General features: G+C 57.2%; 13 protein-coding genes, 1 tRNA gene and 1 pseudogene. 10 read left to right on the top strand and 5 right to left on the bottom strand.

The genetic code is table 11. The features are described 5' to 3' along the window. Window positions 1-14: 14 nt before the first annotated feature. Window positions 15-707, bottom strand: a complete 693-nt coding sequence (locus Q1J43_RS02855) for a Bax inhibitor-1/YccA family protein (protein WP_301100830.1) — start codon at window positions 705-707, stop codon at window positions 15-17. A 139-nt stretch (window positions 708-846) separates the two neighbouring features. Here Q1J43_RS02855 and Q1J43_RS02850 point away from each other — a divergent pair. Further along, window positions 847-934, top strand: a tRNA-Ser gene (locus Q1J43_RS02850). A gap of 108 nt (window positions 935-1,042) precedes the next feature. After that, window positions 1,043-2,095: a phosphate ABC transporter substrate-binding protein PstS gene (gene pstS, locus Q1J43_RS02845; protein WP_301100829.1), complete on the top strand. Its 1,053-nt coding sequence runs from the start codon at window positions 1,043-1,045 to the stop codon at window positions 2,093-2,095. On the opposite strand, the gene pepN is transcribed toward pstS, so the two are convergent. Beyond that, window positions 2,092-4,695, bottom strand: a complete 2,604-nt coding sequence (pepN, locus tag Q1J43_RS02840; protein ID WP_301100828.1) for an aminopeptidase N — start codon at window positions 4,693-4,695, stop codon at window positions 2,092-2,094. The two genes, pstS and pepN, sit on opposite strands and share 4 nt — an antisense overlap. A gap of 192 nt (window positions 4,696-4,887) precedes the next feature. On the opposite strand from pepN, the gene Q1J43_RS02835 reads away from it, so the two are divergent. Continuing rightward, window positions 4,888-5,274: a hypothetical protein gene (locus Q1J43_RS02835; protein WP_301100827.1), complete on the top strand. Its 387-nt coding sequence runs from the start codon at window positions 4,888-4,890 to the stop codon at window positions 5,272-5,274. 15 nt (window positions 5,275-5,289) lie between these two features. Here Q1J43_RS02835 and Q1J43_RS02830 read toward each other — a convergent pair whose 3' ends face one another. Further along, window positions 5,290-6,621 (bottom strand): glycosyltransferase family 9 protein, encoded by a 1,332-nt coding sequence (locus Q1J43_RS02830; protein ID WP_301100826.1) that lies wholly within the window; start codon window positions 6,619-6,621, stop codon window positions 5,290-5,292. A gap of 144 nt (window positions 6,622-6,765) precedes the next feature. Next, a complete protein-coding gene (locus Q1J43_RS02825) occupies window positions 6,766-8,916 on the bottom strand; it encodes a DUF6600 domain-containing protein (RefSeq protein ID WP_301100825.1) in 2,151 nt (716 codons plus the stop codon). A gap of 268 nt (window positions 8,917-9,184) precedes the next feature. Here Q1J43_RS02825 and Q1J43_RS02820 point away from each other — a divergent pair, with 268 nt between their 5' ends. The 7 genes from Q1J43_RS02820 to Q1J43_RS02790 all read left to right on the top strand — a co-directional run bounded on the left by Q1J43_RS02820 (window position 9,185) and on the right by Q1J43_RS02790 (window position 18,766). Next, window positions 9,185-10,567 carry a 3'-5' exonuclease family protein gene (locus Q1J43_RS02820; RefSeq protein WP_301100824.1) on the top strand — a complete coding sequence of 461 codons (1,383 nt, stop codon included), beginning with the start codon at window positions 9,185-9,187 and terminating at the stop codon, window positions 10,565-10,567. Between the two features lie 141 nt (window positions 10,568-10,708). Then, entirely contained in the window at window positions 10,709-11,590 is an 882-nt protein-coding gene (locus Q1J43_RS02815; protein WP_301100823.1) for a sulfide/dihydroorotate dehydrogenase-like FAD/NAD-binding protein, read from the top strand. Window positions 11,591-11,612: 22 nt separating this feature from the next. Beyond that, entirely contained in the window at window positions 11,613-13,106 is a 1,494-nt protein-coding gene (gene gltA, locus Q1J43_RS02810) for an NADPH-dependent glutamate synthase (protein WP_301100822.1), read from the top strand. A gap of 64 nt (window positions 13,107-13,170) precedes the next feature. Beyond that, the gene (locus Q1J43_RS02805; protein ID WP_301100821.1) at window positions 13,171-15,048 is read left to right on the top strand and encodes a 2-oxoacid:acceptor oxidoreductase subunit alpha; all 1,878 of its coding nucleotides are present in this window, start codon (window positions 13,171-13,173) and stop codon (window positions 15,046-15,048) included. Window positions 15,049-15,061: 13 nt separating this feature from the next. Continuing rightward, complete coding sequence (locus Q1J43_RS02800) at window positions 15,062-16,015, top strand: thiamine pyrophosphate-dependent enzyme (RefSeq protein WP_301100820.1); 954 nt, start codon at window positions 15,062-15,064, stop codon at window positions 16,013-16,015. A 37-nt stretch (window positions 16,016-16,052) separates the two neighbouring features. Beyond that, window positions 16,053-18,224: a hypothetical protein gene (locus tag Q1J43_RS02795; protein WP_301100819.1), complete on the top strand. Its 2,172-nt coding sequence runs from the start codon at window positions 16,053-16,055 to the stop codon at window positions 18,222-18,224. A gap of 170 nt (window positions 18,225-18,394) precedes the next feature. Beyond that, window positions 18,395-18,766, top strand: a complete 372-nt coding sequence (locus tag Q1J43_RS02790; protein ID WP_301100817.1) for a hypothetical protein — start codon at window positions 18,395-18,397, stop codon at window positions 18,764-18,766. Here Q1J43_RS02790 and Q1J43_RS02785 read toward each other — a convergent pair. Next, a pseudogene (locus Q1J43_RS02785) lies at window positions 18,730-18,855 on the bottom strand (ISAs1 family transposase); the annotation flags it as partial. The gene Q1J43_RS02790 and the pseudogene Q1J43_RS02785 overlap by 37 nt on opposite strands.

Here is an 18,855-nt window from a genome sequence, read left to right as displayed (position 1 = left end):
CACAAGGAAATATCTCAGTCGCGATTGCCGCCAAAGGCCATCAGCAAATTCAGCAGGCTGACAAAAACGTTGTAGACATCAAGATAAACGGCCAGCGTCGCCGAAATGTAATTGGTCTCGCCGCCATTCACGATTCGGCTGATATCGTAAAGGATATACGCCGAGAAGATCAGCACGGCAACGGCCGAGATGGTCAGCGATAGCGCCGGAATCTGGAAGAAGATGTTGGCCACTGCCGCCAGCAATACAACGACCATACCGACCAACAGGAACTTGCCGAGGAAGCTAAAATCCTTCTTCGTCACCGTCGCCACACCCGCCAGCGTAAAGAATATTGCGCCGGTGCCACCCGCCGCCGTAGCGATTAGCGAGCTCCCATTGGAGAAGCCGAGTGCGACTTGCAGGATGCGCGAGAGCATCAAGCCCATGAAAAACGTGAAGCCGAGCAGCAGAAAAACGCCCGTGGCGCTTTCTTTGGTACGCTCAATACCCCACATAAAGGCAAAAGCGACGCCCATGAAGACCAGGAAGGAAATCATCGGACTGCCGGCAAAAAACGAGAATTGCATCTGCACGCCAAGAAGCGCGCCAGCGACCGTCGGAAGCATCGACAAAGCGAGCAGCATATAGGTGTTGCGCAAGACCTTGTTCTGCTGCAGCGATACTACTTGAGTTGCCTGACCTGTCATCTGAAACTGCGGTTGCATCTGTTTATCCTCCAAAAGAATGGGGTTACTGCCTTATTAAGGCTGCCCAAGGTTGCCAGAAGTTGCAAGATAAGGGGTAACAGATTGTAACGTGTTATGATACGCCCCGCCGCAATGGGCTAGCCCGGCGAATTAAACAGGAAGCGTGGCAGAGTGGTCGATTGCACCGGTCTTGAAAACCGGCGATGGGCAACCATCCGTGAGTTCGAATCTCACCGCTTCCGCCAATAAAACAATAAGTTAAATTTAAAATTGCACCTCGAAGCTAAACTCGCGTAACATAAAAGACATAAAGGACCGATTTTTGGCGTTTTCTCCAATTTTGAGGAAAAATCATGCTTCAGCGTTTACTCTTTATAGTCTTTGCCGTCAGCGCTTCACCCTCATTGGTCTGGGCACAGCAGAAAGCACAGGAAATTTCGGGTGCTGGAGCAACCTTTCCCGCGTTGGTATATACGAGTTGGGCCTTTGCCTATTCCAAGGAGCAAGGTGCAAGCGTGCGTTATGCGGCGACTGGTTCTTCTGATGGCGTCAAGCAGATCGTGGAGCGCAAGGTCGATTTTGGTGCATCAGATTCCCCTTTATCCACCTCAGACCTGAAGATAAACAAACTCATTCAGTTTCCAACCATGGTCGGTGGAATTGTGCCTGTTGTAAACCTGCCGAATGTGCCTGGCGGCTCTGTCAAGCTCACCGGACCGGTATTGGCAGACCTGTTCTCAGGTGAAATCAAAAGTTGGGATGACCCACGTATTGCTGCGCTCAATCCGGGAATGCGCTTACCCACGCTCAAGGTTGTTCGCGTTGTTCGTACGGAAGGATCGGGAAGCACCGAGACGTTTACCTCGTATTTAGCTACTCAGAGCCCAACATGGAAAGCATCCGTTGGCGTTGGCAAACAGGTGAAGTGGAAAGAGGGGAGCCTGTCGGTCAATGGGAATGACGGCGTGGCTGAAAGCGTAAAAAAAACACCTGGCGCAATCGGCTATGTATCGTTTGACAGGGTGCAGTACCACGACCTGGCGACAGTGGCATTGCGCAATGCGGCGGGGCAATTCGTGCTGCCTTCCGAATCCGCTTTTCAAGCAGCCATACGATTTGCCGGAGCGGGCAAGAACGATATCATGGCCGAGACTCTGATCAATGCCTCTGGCGCCGATGCCTGGCCAATTACTGACATCACATATGTGCTGATGGATGCTGCGCCAAAATCATCGGCAAAAGCCAACGCTTCGGTAAAGTTTTTTTACTGGGCGTTTTTGAAGGGTGATGAACTGATTCAAGGCACCGGCTTTGCACCCCTGCCCCCTGCAATACAGGCAAGAGCCGTGCGAAAAATCGGTGAGATTCAGCCAGAAGATGGTCCCATCAAGCTGTTCGGCAGCTAGCCCAAAGCCTTATCCACTACCTCAAATACATCCCGCGACAGCCCAGGCTGCTGCCTGAGTGATTCCAGCGCTACCTGCGCATGGCTTTGGCGTACAGCATCGAAACGTTTCCAACGATCGAAACTGCGCGCCAACCGTGACGCAACTTGCGGATTGATCGGGTCGAGCACGGCGATTTGTCCGGCGAGGAAGCGGTATCCACTACCATCGCCGGCGTGGAAGTGCCGATGATTGGCACCGAAGGTGCGCAGCAGTGCGTAAATCTTGTTGGGATTTTTCAAGTCGAATGCCGGGTGGCTGGTCAGGCTTTCCACCCGAGCCAGTGTTCCGGGCAAACGGCTGCTCGCCTGAACTGCAAGCCACTTGTCGATCACCAGCGCTTCACCCTGCCAGCGGACATAGAACGCAGCCAGCGCGGCTTCGCCCTCTTTGCCCTGCGCATTCGCCAGAACACTGAGTGCAGCGAACTGGTCGGTCATGTTGTTGGCATTATCGAACTGCAATCGCGCCAGGGTGCGGTGTTCGACCGAATTAAGCTCGTTAAGGTAGCTCAGACACAGATTGCGCAGGCGACGCCGACCAGCGGCTAGCGTTTCCGGCTGATAGGGCCCAAGCGGCGCCAGCGTGTCATAGAGGCGGGAAAAATCGCTCTGCAGACCGCTCGCCAGATAGCGCGCCAGACCAGTTCGGGCAATATGCAGAAACTCCGGATTGACCACCTCCATCTGCTCGGCCAGGGTTGCTTCGCCGGGCAGGGTCAGCGCCTCGGCGATAAAGGCCCGATCGCCCGCACCGATCAGTACCTTGCGCGCGGCATCAAGCACACTGGCTGGCCAGTCGACTGGTTCGCCGCGCGTGAGGCTGACGACGGCGCTGCGAATCAGTTGCCCAAAAAGTCGCTGACCGGCTTCCCAGCGATTGAAGGGGTCGCTGTCGTGCGCCAGCAGGTGGGCAAGTTCGGCCTGTGTGTAGTCATATTCAAGAACGACCGGCGCCGAGAAATTGCGCAGCAGTGAGGGAACCGGCGCCAGTGGGATGTTCTCGAAAACGAAGGATTGTTGCTGTGTGTCGAGGTGCAGCACACGTGTATTTACCAGATCACCGCCTTCCGGCCCAACCAGGCCGACGGCAACGGGAATCAGGTAAGGCGCTTTGTCCACCTGCCCTGGTGACGTGGGGCAGGACTGTGTCAACGTCAGCGTGTAACGCCGGGAGGCGGCATCATAGTCGCCACGGGCCGTCACTTTCGGCGTGCCGGCCTGGCGGTACCAGGTCATGAACGGCGTGAAGTCAAAACCGGCGGCATCACCCATGGCCGCGACGAAGTCGTCGCAGGTCACCGCTTGCCCGTCGTGGCGCTCAAAGTAGAGATCCATACCGCACCGGAAGGCGTCCTTGCCGATCAGCGTTTGGATCATGCGAACGACTTCGGCACCCTTCTCATAGACGGTGCTGGTATAAAAATTATTGATTTCCAGATAACTCTCCGGACGCACCGGATGCGCCATCGGACCGGCGTCTTCCGGGAATTGGACAGCACGCAATCCGCGCACTTCGCGGATGCGGGCGGTTTTTCGGCTGTGTGTGTCGGCGCCGAATTCTTGATCGCGAAAAACGGTCAGCCCCTCTTTCAGCGAAAGCTGGAACCAGTCACGGCAGGTCACACGGTTGCCGGTCCAGTTGTGAAAGTACTCGTGTGCGACAACGCGGTCGATATTCTCGAAATCGACATCGGTGGCGACATCGGCGCGCGCCAGCACGTACTTGGTGTTGAAGATGTTAAGCCCCTTGTTCTCCATAGCGCCCATGTTGAAGTCGCCGACGGCAACGATCATGTAGTGGTCAAGATCGCATTCGAGGCCAAAGGTTTTTTCATCCCAGAGCATCGATTTCTTGAGTGCAGCCATGGCGTGTACGCATTGATCAAGCTTGCCCGGCTCGACATAGATCGCCAGTTGCACATCACGCCCGGACGTGGTGCGGTAGCTGTCGCGCAGCACATCGAGCTTGCCGGCGACCAACGCAAAGAGATAACAGGGTTTTCTGAAGGGATCTTCCCAAGTAGCGAAATGACGCCCCTGCGGCTCGTCGCCGCCGCCCACCGGGTTACCGTTGGAAAGAAGAAAGGGGAAAGCGGCCTTGTCAGCATGCAGGGTAACCGTGTACCGCGCCATGACATCCGGGCGGTCGATAAACCAGGTGATGCGGCGAAAGCCCTGCGGCTCGCACTGGGTAAAGTAACCGTCATGGCTGCGATACAGTCCCGAGAGTTGCGTGTTCCTATCCGGATCAATGCGTACCCGCGTTTCCAGCGTGAACTGTTCGGGCAACTGTTGCAGGACCAGCCGGTCGGCGCTTAGCGTGTAGGCGACCGGAGAAAGCAACTGACCATCGATGCTGACCGAGAGGGTTTCGAGATCCTCGCCATCAAGCAGCAGCGGGTGATCGCCGGCAACGACAGCATTGCGCACACAACTTAGCGTGGCAACAACCAATGTCCATTGCGGGCGAATATCGACATCCAGATGTACGGTGTTGACCAGCCAGGGTGGCGGGGCATAATCGGCAAGACGTACGGGGTCAAGAATAGCGTTGTGCATTAAGCGTGTTCCAAAGGATGGCCAGCCGCGATGTTAGCGGATAAGCCGCAAGAAAAATGCAGGGAAAAGGATACGTAACTTTCGGCGTACTGCGCTGACCAACCACCACTTTGGTGTAATCTAGCAGCAGTTTTACACTTATGCGAAACAAGTTGTCCATTTTTTCTACCCTGTAAACAGGAGCATTATCAAATGAGCATTTCCAAGAAAATAAGAACGAACCTGGCTTACGGCCAGGAATTGGTTGAGTCAGGTGTTGAAGGAGCGAAAGACGCGCGCAAAGCGACGCTTGAATCGACAGACAGAATCGACATGGTAACTTCAGCTGCACAGGAGTCGTGGCAAGCGGCGACGATCGGTGTGTTGGCGGGCGCCATCTTCGGCGTACTGACGGATGACCGCAAACCGCTCCGGGGCGTGATCACCGGCGGGCTTCTTGGCGCAGCGGCTGGCTTTGCCGGTAGCTTTGCCTGGAAAACACGGCCCTTGACCTCGGCTATGGTACATGGAGCCAGCAAGCGCATTGGAACGACACGGGACCAGCACTGGCTGATCAAGAACCCGGTAAACTATGGCTGACCGCCCCTCCCAAGTTTAAGCTCGCTTAAAGCCGCGCAGCGCACAGCTCACCTCGTCAAGCACCGACGTCCAATCGCCCATGCACGGCTGCCGAAAGAGGCGCATGACACCCGGATACCAGGGCGAGTCTGTGCGTTCTGCCAGCCAGCGCCAATCGGTTTTGTAGTCGGGCAGGAGCAGCCAGCAAGGCTTGCCCAGGGCGCCCGTCAGATGTGCAACGGCGGTGTCCACGCTAATCACCAGATCGAGATTTTCGATCACCGCCGCCGTGTCGGCGAAGTCAGCTAGTTGCGGACCCAGATTCACCAGTTGCAAGCCGGCCGGCGGCTGCGCCGCTTCCTCCTCACCGGCCCCTTTTTGCAGGCTGAAGAAGCGCACGCCGGTGCTGGCGCCCAGTGGCGCCAGTCTGTCTAGAGCGGGAAGCGAGCGCTGATCATCGTTTTCAAAAACCGGGTTGCCTTTCCAGACCAGGCCGACACGCACCTCGGCCGGGCTGCTATCCCTGAGCAGCAGCGCTGACCAATACTCTCGTCTGCTGCTATCGGCCCGCAGATAAGGCAAGCTGGCCGGAATGGTATCGAGCCGGGTTTGGCAATAGAACGGGATACTGAACGGCGGCGTCCAAAAATCCCAACTGGAGGTGGGCAGCGCTTCATCGAAGGCAATGACGGTATCGACCCCGGCCACAGTAGCGAACAACGTTTTCAAGGCCGGATGACAGAGCAGGCTGATCTCTCCGGCACCCTGAGCCTTCAATACCGCCGCGTAGCGACAGAACTGGATCATGTCGCCGTGCCCGGCCTCGAAGCCGATCAACAATGACTTGCCTTGCAGGCTTTCCCCTCGCCAGCGCGGGCAGGCCAGACGCTTCTCCAGTGGAGCGTACCAGTTGCGCGCCTCCAGGCAGCGCCAGCCTTCTTCAAAGCGTCCCTGGCGCAGCAAGAGGTAGCTGAAATTGAACTGGGCCAGTTTGTAATTGGCATCCAGAGCGATCGCCGTCCGATAACTGCACTCGGCTTCGACCTCCTGTTTCCGGCAGGCTTGCAACACCCCCAGATTCGACCAAGCCACCGCGGACGCCGGCAGCAGCCTGATCGTCTCGCGATACGCAGCATCAGCTTCGTCAAACCGTTTTTGCTGGGCGAGCAGGACAGCGAAGTTCAGGTGGACCTGCCCTTCATCAGGGTTGCAGGCAAGGGAATGCAAATAATGCGTTTCTGCCTCGACCTTCAGACCACACTGATCAAGAAGCAAGCCGAGGTTGGCATGAGCTTCGGCAAAGTCGGGCCATAGCCCAATCGCCGCGCGAAAGCACTGCTCTGCCAGAAGCATACGGCCGTCCGCCATATGCCGATTTCCCTCGAAAAAAAGGAACTCGGCGCTGCTGATATTTTCATCATGCATCGTTGTTTTTGTGAATACAAAGTCAGCAAAGTCAGTAGTGTCCGGTTAAATTGAGACGTTCTGGCTAAAAATCTCATATTGTCTGAATTAACCGGCACCAGGCTTGTGCTTTCGTGCTTCCTCAGCTTTTTTCTTCTCCTCTTCCGCTTTTACCGCCTCGATCCGTACTGCTTCGGCTTTTGCTATCGCCGCCTTGGCGGCGTTGGCTTTGAGCGATTCAGCCTTCAAAGCATCGGCCCGTGAGGCTTCCGCTTTTGCAGTCGCGGCCTTGGCCTTGGCTATTTCCGCTTTCACCGACTCAGCTTTGATTGCTTCAGCTTTAGCGGCCTGAGCCTTGGCTATTTCGGCTTTTGCTGTCGCTGCCTTTGCGGCTTCAGTTTTTGCGGTCTCTGCTCGCATTGCCTCGGCCTTAGCTGCCTCTGATTTTGCAGCATCGGCTTTAACTGCGTCGGCTTTCACCTCCTCAACTCGCAATGCTTTGTTTTTTACTGTCGCGGCTTTTTCTGCTTCTATCTTGCCTGCATCGACCTTCGCTGCGTCCGTTTTTGTAGCAGCACCCCTGGCAGCCTCGATTTTGGCTGTATCTGCTTTTCCTGCTTCGGCTTTCCACGCCTCGGGTGATTTGGCGGCCGGGGGTGTTACGGGTGGCAGAGCGCTTGGTGCCAGCGCTTGGCTAGAGGTCACCACACTCACCTTCGGTATCGGTGCAGTAGCAGGCTTTAATTTCTTACGTTGCACTTCGTCAATCGGCAAGCCGGGCTTAGCAGCCAGTTGCTGCTGAATGGCAAAGGCGACTGACGGCGGTGGTGGGGAGGTGTGGACGACAACGGCTCGTTCATGGGTCGGAGGCTTGGCACCGACTGCGGGGGCGCCACCGTGCACACTGTGTTGAACCGGTGCCACGACGCCGACATTCTCCACAGGCGCACTGGCGGCCGTTTCTTTCGATACCGGCATAGCTGCTTTGGCCACGGGTTGCGATTGCACAAACGCTTGAACTGGCACGGCGATCACGGCTCCGGCCACTTGCTGGTTGACATAAACCATTTTGCTTACATTGATCTGTGTTTTTTGAACGATGGTAGTGTTGTAGACCTTGTTGATGGTCGTTGGGGCAATCACGGCGTTGCTACGGTTGATGTTGTCAAAATAGCTGCGGCTTACCGGATAGGAGGGCCGGTAGACCTCGCGTGGCGCAAGCGGGAACCAGCCAATGACAGCTCCGATGGTGTTTCTGATAGGCAGCGAGCCCTTATGAAAAGCCTTGCCGCCGACAAACGCAACCAGCGCTGGCGCATACACCGCCTGCTCGCGTGGCGGTCCCGGAACCCAGCCCCAAGCCCCCCGGATATTGGCCCAACGGCCGTAATGCGATACGGCAAAGCCCCAAGGGGCGTCATCTACCCAAGTCCAACCCCACGGATCGACCCAGACCCAATGACCGTCACGATAGGGAGTCCAGCCGGCTGCCACGCGAGTCGGCGTCCACACGTTGCCGTAGTTCGGATCGGCACGCCAGTTCCCATTGGAATCAAGGTCTTCATAGCCGATCACATCGGAGGAAACATATTGCGCGGAGGTGGAGTTGTCGCCTCGCCGGTCGCGCTCAAGCGCCCAGCGATCTAGATCGTCGTCGTGCCAGGCTGCGAGAGCGGAGTCGGACAATCCTTGGCCGTGGAAGCGATATCCTTGTTTCGAATCAATCGTATACGACGTCCCTTCAGCATGCACTTCAGCCTGCCCGTTCTGCACCATGACGACCGTAGCGTCACCGACTGGGGCCACATCGATGCGGTATTCACCAGGGCGGTTTAGCGTAAATGCGAGATTGGGCGTATCCACTTCAAAGGTTTGGTTAGGTCCTACGTGGCGCACTCTCACTTTCAGCGTGCCTTGTGAGAGCTGCATCTGCGCGATGTGGTTGTCAAGATTCAACAAAGTCACGCTGGTAACCGAACCCAAGCGGATCGCCGCGCCCCCGACTTGAAATTCGGCACGCGAGTTTGCGTCAGCCCATAAGCCGTCGCCAGTGGTCAGTGGCCGGTTGACAATAGCCTGTACCCAATCGGATTGGCCCGCAGGCAAGAAACTCACAGTGCCACTCGTATAGCTTAAGCGTGCCGCACGAAAAGGTGGCTCTGCTGCGGCCCAGCCGCTTAGTGCGAGTGCTGCGATTCCGGCCAGTAAGATCGAGAGCTTTGAGCAGAAGGATAGTCTATGCATGGCAATGTCTTTCATAGGTGCGCGCTTTGGAGCCGTTCAATGAGGCCGGCATTGGAACACCATCATCCCCGCAGCATCAGCTTCGATACCAGTACGGTCTGTGCGCCAGCACTCATATCAAGAACCGATTTTGCCACGCCGGCCGTAAGTGTGATCACGTAACGGCGGCTCGCTGAATCGAAATATTTTCTAGTGGCGTGAAGTAATTCTGCGAGAATCCTGCGGGCGATTCCTCCTGTTCGCAACAGTTTTCCAGAAATCAACTTTAGACACCTCTGCATTGATGACACCACTTTTGGCGCATGACCCCCTGATTTTTGTCGATCTGGAGACTACAGGCGCAAATTTTGCGAACGATCGAATCATCGAAATCGGTTTCGTCGAGGTTGATCAGCATGGCGTTCGTGAGTGGTCGTCTCTGGTCAACCCTGGAGGGACTGTTTCAGATTTCATAACCGGGCTGACCGGAATCAATACGGTAATGGTTTCCTCGGCCCCCAGTTTCAAGCAACTTGCGCCCCTGGTTCTTGAGAAACTGCGCGGCCGACTTTTTATCGCCCACAACGCCCGCTTCGATTACACCTTCCTTAAACGCGAATTCAAGCGCCTGGGAATCGATTTTCGGGCGCCGAACTTGTGCACCGTCAAGCTCTCACGCAGACTGTTTCCCGAACATCACCGCCACAGCCTCGATGCCCTGCTCACACGTTATTCCATCACGGCGGGCGATCGCCACCGCGCGCTGGCCGATGCCCAGGTGCTATGGAGCCTATGGCAGCGTTGGCACGAGTTGTTGCCGGTCGAGACGGTGCGCAAGGCAATCGATGCAATCGTCGGACGGCCACAGTTGCCAGAACAAATCGATTCGGCACTGATCGACGATCTGCCGGAAGCGCCCGGAGCCTACGCCATGTACGCTGAGGATGGCAACCTGCTGCTCGCCAAGCGCAGCAGCAATCTGCGCCAGCAGATACTGGCGCATTTTTCGCTGGCCAACCGCGACACGGCACTGGTGCGCAATGTCTGGCGTGTCGAGTGGCGCGAGGCTGCCGGCGAACTGGGCGCACGGCTGCACGAACTCGAATTATCGGCTTGCGCGCGCAAACCCGCCACCGATCTTTGCGCCTGGCAATTAATCCGGCATGGCGACGGAGATTTTCGCCCGCAACTGGTTCATGCCCGGGATACTGACTTTTCTCGCACCCCTGATCTTTTTGGTCTATACATGAACTCGCGCGAGGCCATTCATGCCCTGCGCAAGCTCGCCGATGTGCACCGCCTGTGCCATAACCAGGTCGGGCTTGGCGCAGCAAAAGCGGGGGAAGCCTGCGTTGCCTTCAGGCAGAAAACATGTCGCGGTGTTTGTGTCGGCAAGGAGGCGGTAGCGCTGCACAGCGCCCGCCTGATGACGGCACTGGCCAAGTTCAAGCTCAGCGGCTGGCCTTTCGCCGGGCCGGTGGCCTTGATTGAACGCGACGAGTTCGGGATGCGCGAGGATTACCATCTGTTCGATTGCTGGCGCTACCTGGGTACAGTACATGACGAGGCGGCGCTGCATGACCTTCTGGATAAGCACAGTGATGAGCGCTTCGATCCGGACATCTACCGCATCATCAACAAGTTCCTGAAGTCCGGGAAAGTGAGGGTACTCCCAATAGCACTGTAGCACCGGCGGACATTGCTATTTTGCGCTAACACTGTGAATCGATATCGCTTGCCAAGCACACCCTGTTTGATGGACCATCTTGAAGCTGCTGGCGCCATAAGCTGACTCACCGGAAATTGACCTTTGTTGAAAGCAAGCAAAATGTCCAATTTTGAGATCATCACCCGCGAGGATTTTTCCGACCTGACCTATCTGCTTGAGGTACGTCATCCTTTGATGGCCAAAGCGGCGAAGCCGGGGCAGTTTGTAATTGTCATGCTCGGTGAACACGGCGAGCGAATCCCACTGACGATTGCCGACTTCGATCGTGAGAAGGGAACGATCACCCTGGTGATCCAGGCGATCGGCAAGACCACCCGGCAAATGCAGCAGGAGTGCCAGGTGGGAACGTCGCTTTACGCCATGGTTGGCCCGATGGGCATCCCCAGTCCGATCAGCCACGCAAAAAAAGTGGTGTGTGTCGGTGGCGGCCTGGGTGTCGCCCCGATCTATCCCCAAGCGCGCGGATTCAAGGAAAGCGGCGCTTATGTCATCGGTATCGTCGGCTTCCGCAACAAGGACCTGGTCTTTTGGGAAAAGAAATTCAGGGCTTGCTGCGATGAGTTCATCATCTGCACCGACGACGGCTCTGCCGGAATCAAGGGGATGGTCACCGCAGGGATATTGCAGGCGATCGAAAAGCACCCGGACATCGACGAGGTCATCGCCATCGGCCCACCGATCATGATGAAGGGCTGTGCCGATACGACACGCCCTTACAAGATCAAGACCATGGTCAGCCTCAACCCGGTGATGGTCGACGGGACCGGAATGTGTGGCGGTTGCCGGGTCAAGATCGGCGATCAGGTGAAATTCGCCTGCGTCGACGGGCCAGATTTTGATGGTCACCTGGTTGACTTCGACGATCTGATGACGCGCTTGAAGCGCTACACCAAGGAAGAACGCATGGCGCTCGACCACTGGGAAAAGGACAAGGAAAAGGGTTGTCGCTTGCAGAAAGCCGTCGATAGCACGATTGATTAACAACGCTCAACGGTAAAAAAACATGGCCAAGAAAAAGACGATTCGGACCATTCCCCAAGAACGCACACCGATGCGCGAGCAGGACCCGGCAGTGCGCTCGAAAAATTTTGAAGAAGTCGCCTGTGGTTATCATCCGGACGATGCCTTGCGTGAATCAGATCGCTGCCTGATGTGTCCGGACCAGCCGTGTGTCTCGGGTTGCCCGGTGGGAATCAACATCCCCGGTTTCATCAAGAAAATTGGCGAGAAGGATCTGCGCGGCGCCTATGACATCCTGACTGCAACGAGCCTCTTGCCGGCCATCTGCGGCCGCGTCTGTCCGCAGGAGAACCAGTGCGAAGGCGTGTGCACCGTCGGTGAATCGCTTGAGGCAGTGGCCATTGGCCGGCTGGAACGCTTTGTCGGTGACACGGCCATCCGCGAGGGCTGGGTCAATATTCCGTATATCGAAACGAACAACTACAAGGTCGGCATTATCGGCTCTGGCCCGGCAGGAATGGCCTGTGCGGCCGACATGGCCAAAGCCGGTTGCGACGTTACCGTGTTCGAAGCCTTCCATCAGCCGGGCGGCGTTTTGAAGTACGGGATTCCCGATTTCCGTCTGCCCAATTCGGTGATCGACGCCGAAATCGGCAATCTGAGGAAACTCGGCGTCAAGTTCGAATGCAATACCCTGGTCGGCCGACTGTTCACCATCGAACAGATGATTACCGAAATGGGTTATGACTCGGTCTTTGTTGGCGTTGGCGCCGGCTATCCGACGATGCTAGGGATTCCCGGTGACTCCCTTAATGGTGTGCTCTCGGCCAACGAGTTGCTGACTCGCTGCAATCTGATGCGCGCCAAGGAATTCCCGAACTTTGACACGCCGCAGCCGATTGGCAAACGGGTTGCGGTGGTTGGCGCCGGCAACACGGCGATGGATGCGATGCGCGTCTCGGTCAGACTGGGTGCGGAAAAGGTCTATTGCATCTACCGGCGTTCGCGCAAAGAGGCGCCGGCGCGGGTCGAGGAGGTGCATCATGCCGAACAGGAAGGTGTCGAATTCAACTGGCTGACCAATCCGGTGGCGGTTCTGGACGATGGCAAAGGGAGCGTCCGCGGCCTGCGTTGCGTGCGCATGGAACTCGGTGAGCCGGACGAGTCCGGTCGCCGCCGCCCGGTTCCGGTAGTCGGCAGCGAATTCGACTTCGAATGCGACCTGATCGTTTATGCCATCGGCACCAATGCCAATCCGATCATGGGGCAGACCTCAAAGCTCAGACTCAACAAATGGGGTTACATCGATACCGACCTCAGTCTGGCCACCTCCTTGGCCGGGGTATTCGCTGGCGGCGACATCGTTACCGGTGCGGCAACGGTGATCGAAGCGATGGGCGCCGGACGCAAGGCCGCCGCCAGCATGAAGGCCTATCTCGGAATTCGCGACAGCACCCTGCCCTATGCCAACGACGGGGAAAAGCTGTTCGGCATCGATCTGCGCGAACGGAACTTTACCCGTGTGCGTGTGGCTTGACTGGCAAAACACCAGGTATTGAATACAGTCACCCACGCTTCACAGCGACAATGGAAAGCCTGATATGACCGCAAAAAACCCCATGAAAAAATCTGGCAAAAGCGCGACCCTTACCTTGAAGGAACACATCGTCGAAATCATCAGCGACTCCGGCGAAGGCGCTCAGCGCTGCGGGCAATCGCTCGGATCGATTGCCGCCCGGATGGGCAACGGCATCTGGACCACCGAGATCATCCCGGCCGAAATTCGTCCGCCCGCACGCAGCGTCGCCGGTGCCAGCGGCAATCGAATTCGCATCGGTTCCAGCTACATCACCAATGGCGGCGACCAGACCGATCTGGTGGTGGCGTTCAACGAACAGGTTTTGCTCGGACGGGTTCGCGATCGCGAACTCAAGCCGGGGTGCATCATCATTCTCGAAAGCATGTGGCGCAAGCACCCCGACCTGAATATTTCAACGGCCTACAGCGAAACCTACGACCGGCTGGTGGCTGCCGGGTACAACGTGCGCGAAACGCCGATGGAACAGGAATGCCAGTTGCTCAACGCGGATCCGAAACGCGGCAAGAACATGTTCGCCCTGGGTATGCTTTGTTACATCTACAGCTTCGATTTGCAGATGGCGCGCGAGCAGATTGCGCTCACCTTCGGCAAAAAGGCACAGAGCGTCATCGATGCCAATGTCAAGCTGCTCGAAGCCGGCCATAAATGGGCCGTCGCCAATCTTGATTTTAGCTTCAGCATTCCGGCAACGCCGACCCAGCAGCCGCAGATCGTCACCAACGGCAATACCGCGCTGGCGCTCGGCGTCATGGCGTCAGGCATGGAGCTGTGCTCGATGTATCCGATCACCCCCGCCACCTCGGCATCGCACTATCTGTCCGATGTTTTCGAGAAAGTCGGCGGCATCGTGCACCAGGCCGAAGACGAAATCGCTGCCTGCGCTTTTGCCATCGGCGCCTCTTATGCCAGCAAATGCACGATCACCATCACCTCCGGACCGGGCTATTCGCTCAAACAGGAAGCCATCGGCCTGGCGGTGATGGCCGAAATCCCACTGGTCGTCGTTAACGTCCAGCGCGGCGGGCCGAGCACCGGCCAGCCGACCAAAATCGAGCAGGGCGACCTGATGTGCGCCATCTTTGGCAGCCATGGCGATGCACCCAAGGTGGTCATGGCTCCAGCCACCATCGAGGACTGCTTTTACTCGATCATCACCGCACGCAAGATCGCCGAAGCCTTCAATATGGTCGTGGTCGTATTAAGCGATGCCAGCCTGTCTTCTTCGCAGCAACCCTTTAACCGACCGCAGTTCAACGAGTCGTGGCTGGCCCCTCCAATTGATCAAAGCCCGGTTCCAGAAGGCGCCAGACCTTACGACTGGGATGCCACCACCGGCCTGGCCCGCCGTTTCATTCCCGGTCAGCCTGGCGGCATGCACACCGTGACCGGGCTCGCCCATGACCGGGACAGCCATGTCGCCTACGACCCGGACATCAACCAGGAGAGCTTGCGCGCGCGCAGCCTGAAACTCGCTGCCTTGCAAAAGACACTGACCGCCCCCGAGGTCCATGGCGAGGCCAAGGGCGATCTTCTGCTCATCGGCTGGGGCAGCACCAAAGGCGCCATCGATGAAGCCGTCGATGCCCTGCGCGCCGAGGGCGAGAAAGTGTCCGCTATCAACCTGCGCTTCCTGCAGCCGATGCAGCCCGGGATCAAGGAGATCATGCAGCGCTTCAAGAAAGTCATGACCATAGAAATCAACTGGAGCGACAACCCCGATGAAGAAATCATCGACGAAGCCAACCGTCGCTATTCCTCTCTGGCGATCCTGCTCCGCTCGCGTTACCTGGTTGATGTGGATTGCTGGAGCGAGGTCAGGGGCCAGCCGGTCAAGCCGAGCACCATCCGCCGCATCGCACTTGCCAAGCTAAAGAAGTAAGGGAAAGAAAACCATGAAATCTTCTGCCACCGACTGCCTGCTCAAGTTGTACGACGAGCAACATGGACTGGAAGACTACCAGAGCGGCGTCCCGCGCTGGTGCACCGGTTGCGGCGATAACGCCATCCTCGCCGCCGTCCAGCGCCTGTGCCGTGACGAGGGATTGCGCCCGGAGAAAACCGTATTCGTCTCAGGCATCGGCTGCTCAAGCCGTTTCCCCCATTACATGAAGACCTATGGTTTCCACGGCATCCATGGACGGGCGCTACCGGTCGCCGAAGGCATCAAGATGGTCAGGCCGGACCTGACCGTGTTCGTCAACACCGGTGATGGCGACTGTTGCAGCATCGGCGCAGCGCACTGGATCCACGCCATTCGCTACAACATGAACCTGACCGTTTTCCTGCACGACAATCAGATCTACGGTCTGACCAAAAAACAGGCCTCACCGACCTCGCCCATTGGTACCAAGAGCAACACCACGCCGCGCGGAAGTTATCTCGACGCCTTGAATCCCTTGACGATAACGCTGGGCGTGGCCAATGCCTCGTTCGTCGCGCAGGCCGTCGACTGGATCCCGGAAAGTCTTTTCGACATCGTCAAGGCGGCGTATCACCATCAGGGACTGTCGTTTGTCCGCATCCTGCAACGCTGCCCGGAGTGGTTGCCAAAGTCGCTTGATCCCTGGATGCAGGACCCGGACAGGATTCAGTTGCTGCACCACGAGAACGCATTGCACCTCTCTCCTGGTCTGGCCAAAGTCTATAAAAATCATTTGGTGCATGACCCCATGGATATGAACCGGGCGCGGGAAATTTCCGGCCACGAAGACATCATCCCCGTCGGCATCCTCTACCAAAATCGGGAAATACCCCGCTATGAGGAAACACGGCAAACCGGTGTCTTGCGCACAACCGAGACGGTGAGAAAAGGCTTTGAAGCCGAGCTCGACAAGTACTCGGTCTGATCAACCCTGACGACTTAATCGAGACGACTAGACTCCTATGGATGCTGATCTGCAAACGCACATTGCTTTTTATTTGACCGGCAAGAGAGCAAGTTCCCACCTGCTGGCCGTCGACGGGCTCAAGCTGCGCCCCGCCCTCTTCTCGAACTATCGCGACCTCACCCGCCTGCGTTATGACTTCCCTCTGGTCCTGGTCAGTGACCGACCGGACGGCGGCTTTGTCGAATCCCTGTCTGGCCTGATCGACGCCATTCTCGACAAAATTGCCCGGGGCGACGATGGTGAGCGGATCAGGAAACATGTCTTACGCCTTGAGCAGGAAATTCGCACGCGGGTAGCCAAGGGGGATCGTGGTTTGTTGTCAGCGCTGTGGGATCAGGCCGCACCGGTGCTCGGCAAAGACGACAAGCTGATTGCGGACAGCCTGTCCCGCGCCCGCGCCAACCTGAAAATCGATGGTGACGTGGTCGATTGCGATGCGTCGATGCCTTACCACTTGCTCAGCCACGCCTGGGCAATCACCCAGACGCAGCGTGCCAGAAAATTTGGCAAGGATATCAACCGGCTGGTGCTCAAGCTCTCCGATATCATCAAGGCCGACTTCGTCAACTCGGATGCCGGCAAAAGCGCTGAAAACCTGAGAGCATCGTTCGGCACCGGTCCGATGGACAGCTTCAATTTTGAAGCCATGTCGCGCATTCTCATAAAATCGACGCCCAAGAAAAATCTGTCGGAGAGCCGGCGCCAGCGTGTGCAAAACCTGCTTTCCGTGCTGCAAAACCAGAAGTTTTTCCCGACCACAACAGCCCAGGCTGAAGCGCCCTATTCCTTCGCTTTTGATACCTGCAGCGACGCACTCAAAGCCTATCGCGAGCGATTGCCCAAAGCAATCGAACTGGCCAAGGCCATCGCCATGGCCGAGTTGGAGATCAAGGGCGAATACAGCGAGGCCAAGCACGATGCGCTGTTCGAGTCGTTCGGCGAAAACGGGCTGGATGCCGGGGAACTGGCGCTCCTGCCCGATTACCTGGTGCGCCTCAATTACGGAAAGCTGACCGGCGCAGAGCAGAGCCAGTTGAACGAGATTCTGGCGGTCGATTTGCCGATCAAGATACTGGTTCAGACCGATGACGTCATCGAGGAATCGCCGCTCGGCCATGGACACTTGGCCTTTGCCCTGCGCAGCAGACAATTGGCCAGCATGACCATCGGCATCAACGCGGTGTTCGTGCTGCAATCGCCCGCTTCAAGCCTGTACCAGTTGCGCACCCAGATCCAGAGCGGGCTCGACTATTCAGGCCCGGCACTGTTCAGCGTTTTCTCGGGTGCAGCCAGTACCACCGGCGGACTGTCGCCCTATCTGATCGGGGCAGCCGCGCTCGAATCACGGGTGTTTCCGGCATTTACCTTCGACCCGTCAGCCGGTCGGGACTGGGCTTCGCGCTTCTCCCTGGCGAAAAATCCGCAGGCCGAACTTGACTGGCCCCGGTGCGGATTCGCCTATGAAGATGCAAGCAATCAGGCCGTTTCGGAACAGATCCCGTTCACCCTGATTGATTTCGTCGCCTGCGACTCGCGCTACAGCAAACACTTTGCCTGTGTACCGAGAACGCACTGGAACGCTATCCTGACGCCGGTTGGAGAAACCGTGGCGCAGGAAGGCCGAGGACAGCTCGATAGTGTGCCCTGTCTGATGATGGTCGACCCTGACAACAGACTGCAAAAAGTCATCGTCGACGAAAAGCTGATCCGCGAGGCACGCCGTTGCCGCTCGATGTGGAACAGTCTGCAAGAACTCGGTGGGATTCATAATTCGCACGCGGAAAAATTGCTGGCGAGCGAAAAGAAAGCCTGGGAAGACGCAGCTCAGCACATTGCACCACCCGCCACGGTGGCGCCTACGGCAGCAGCAGCGACGCCAGCCACTGCCACGCCCGCAGAGCAGGAAGCCGAAAGGTCTCCCGACGAAGCCTACATAGAAACAGCGCGCTGCTCGACCTGCAACGAATGCACCCAGATCAACAACAAGATGTTTGCCTACGATGGCAACAAGCAAGCGTATATCGCCGATGTCAGCGCCGGCACCTACGCGCAACTGGTCGAAGCCGCCGAGAATTGCCAGGTATCGATCATCCACCCGGGCAAACCGCGCAACCCAAACGAAGCGGGGCTAGAGGAGCTGCTCAAGCGCGCCGAGGTTTTTCTGTGATTTTTCGGCGCGGCCGACTAATAAAATAATAGGGTAGAGCAGAGAGCAGGCTTTCGCCTACCCTCACTCATCAAACCGGAATAGAAACCATGGTCTGTCCTCATATTCCCAAATTTCGGGGGAAGCTCACCCCTATGTCCACTCGCACAACGAGGCAAAAGGAGAAGACCATGAATGAGGAATTTGTGAAACTGAATGCAAGGCTCGCCAAGCTTGAAAAGGATTATGCCGACTTGCTTGAGGGCGGCGACGAGACAAAGCGGCGATACTCCTCCTTATTGACCATGGTGCGGGAACTGACAACCAACACCGTTCAGGCTTCAGCCAAGGCAGCAGAATCTGCCGAAAAGTCACTCGTTGCCGGACATCTCGCGGCACAAGCCGCCAAAGACGCGATTATTATGGGAGCGATTCAAGTCGCGGATATGGCTTTGGAGGCGGCAAAAGCATCGGCCGATGCAGCAGCAGAAGCGGCTGTTGCCGCGGCAGAGGCAGGGCAATTGCATCAAATTCCCTTTAACCCGAGGAGACTGGCGCGATAAGCATCGGAAGAAGCGGCGAGAATGCGACGAGTATAGATACCCCCTTTTTTCTTGGAGGTGTCGAGGCGGAAAAGATTGAGGACGAGGCG

This window comes from Propionivibrio sp., from assembly GCF_029255185.1.
Classification (GTDB): Bacteria; Pseudomonadota; Gammaproteobacteria; order Burkholderiales; family Rhodocyclaceae; genus Propionivibrio.
This window is presented reverse-complemented; position numbering and strand designations above follow the sequence as displayed.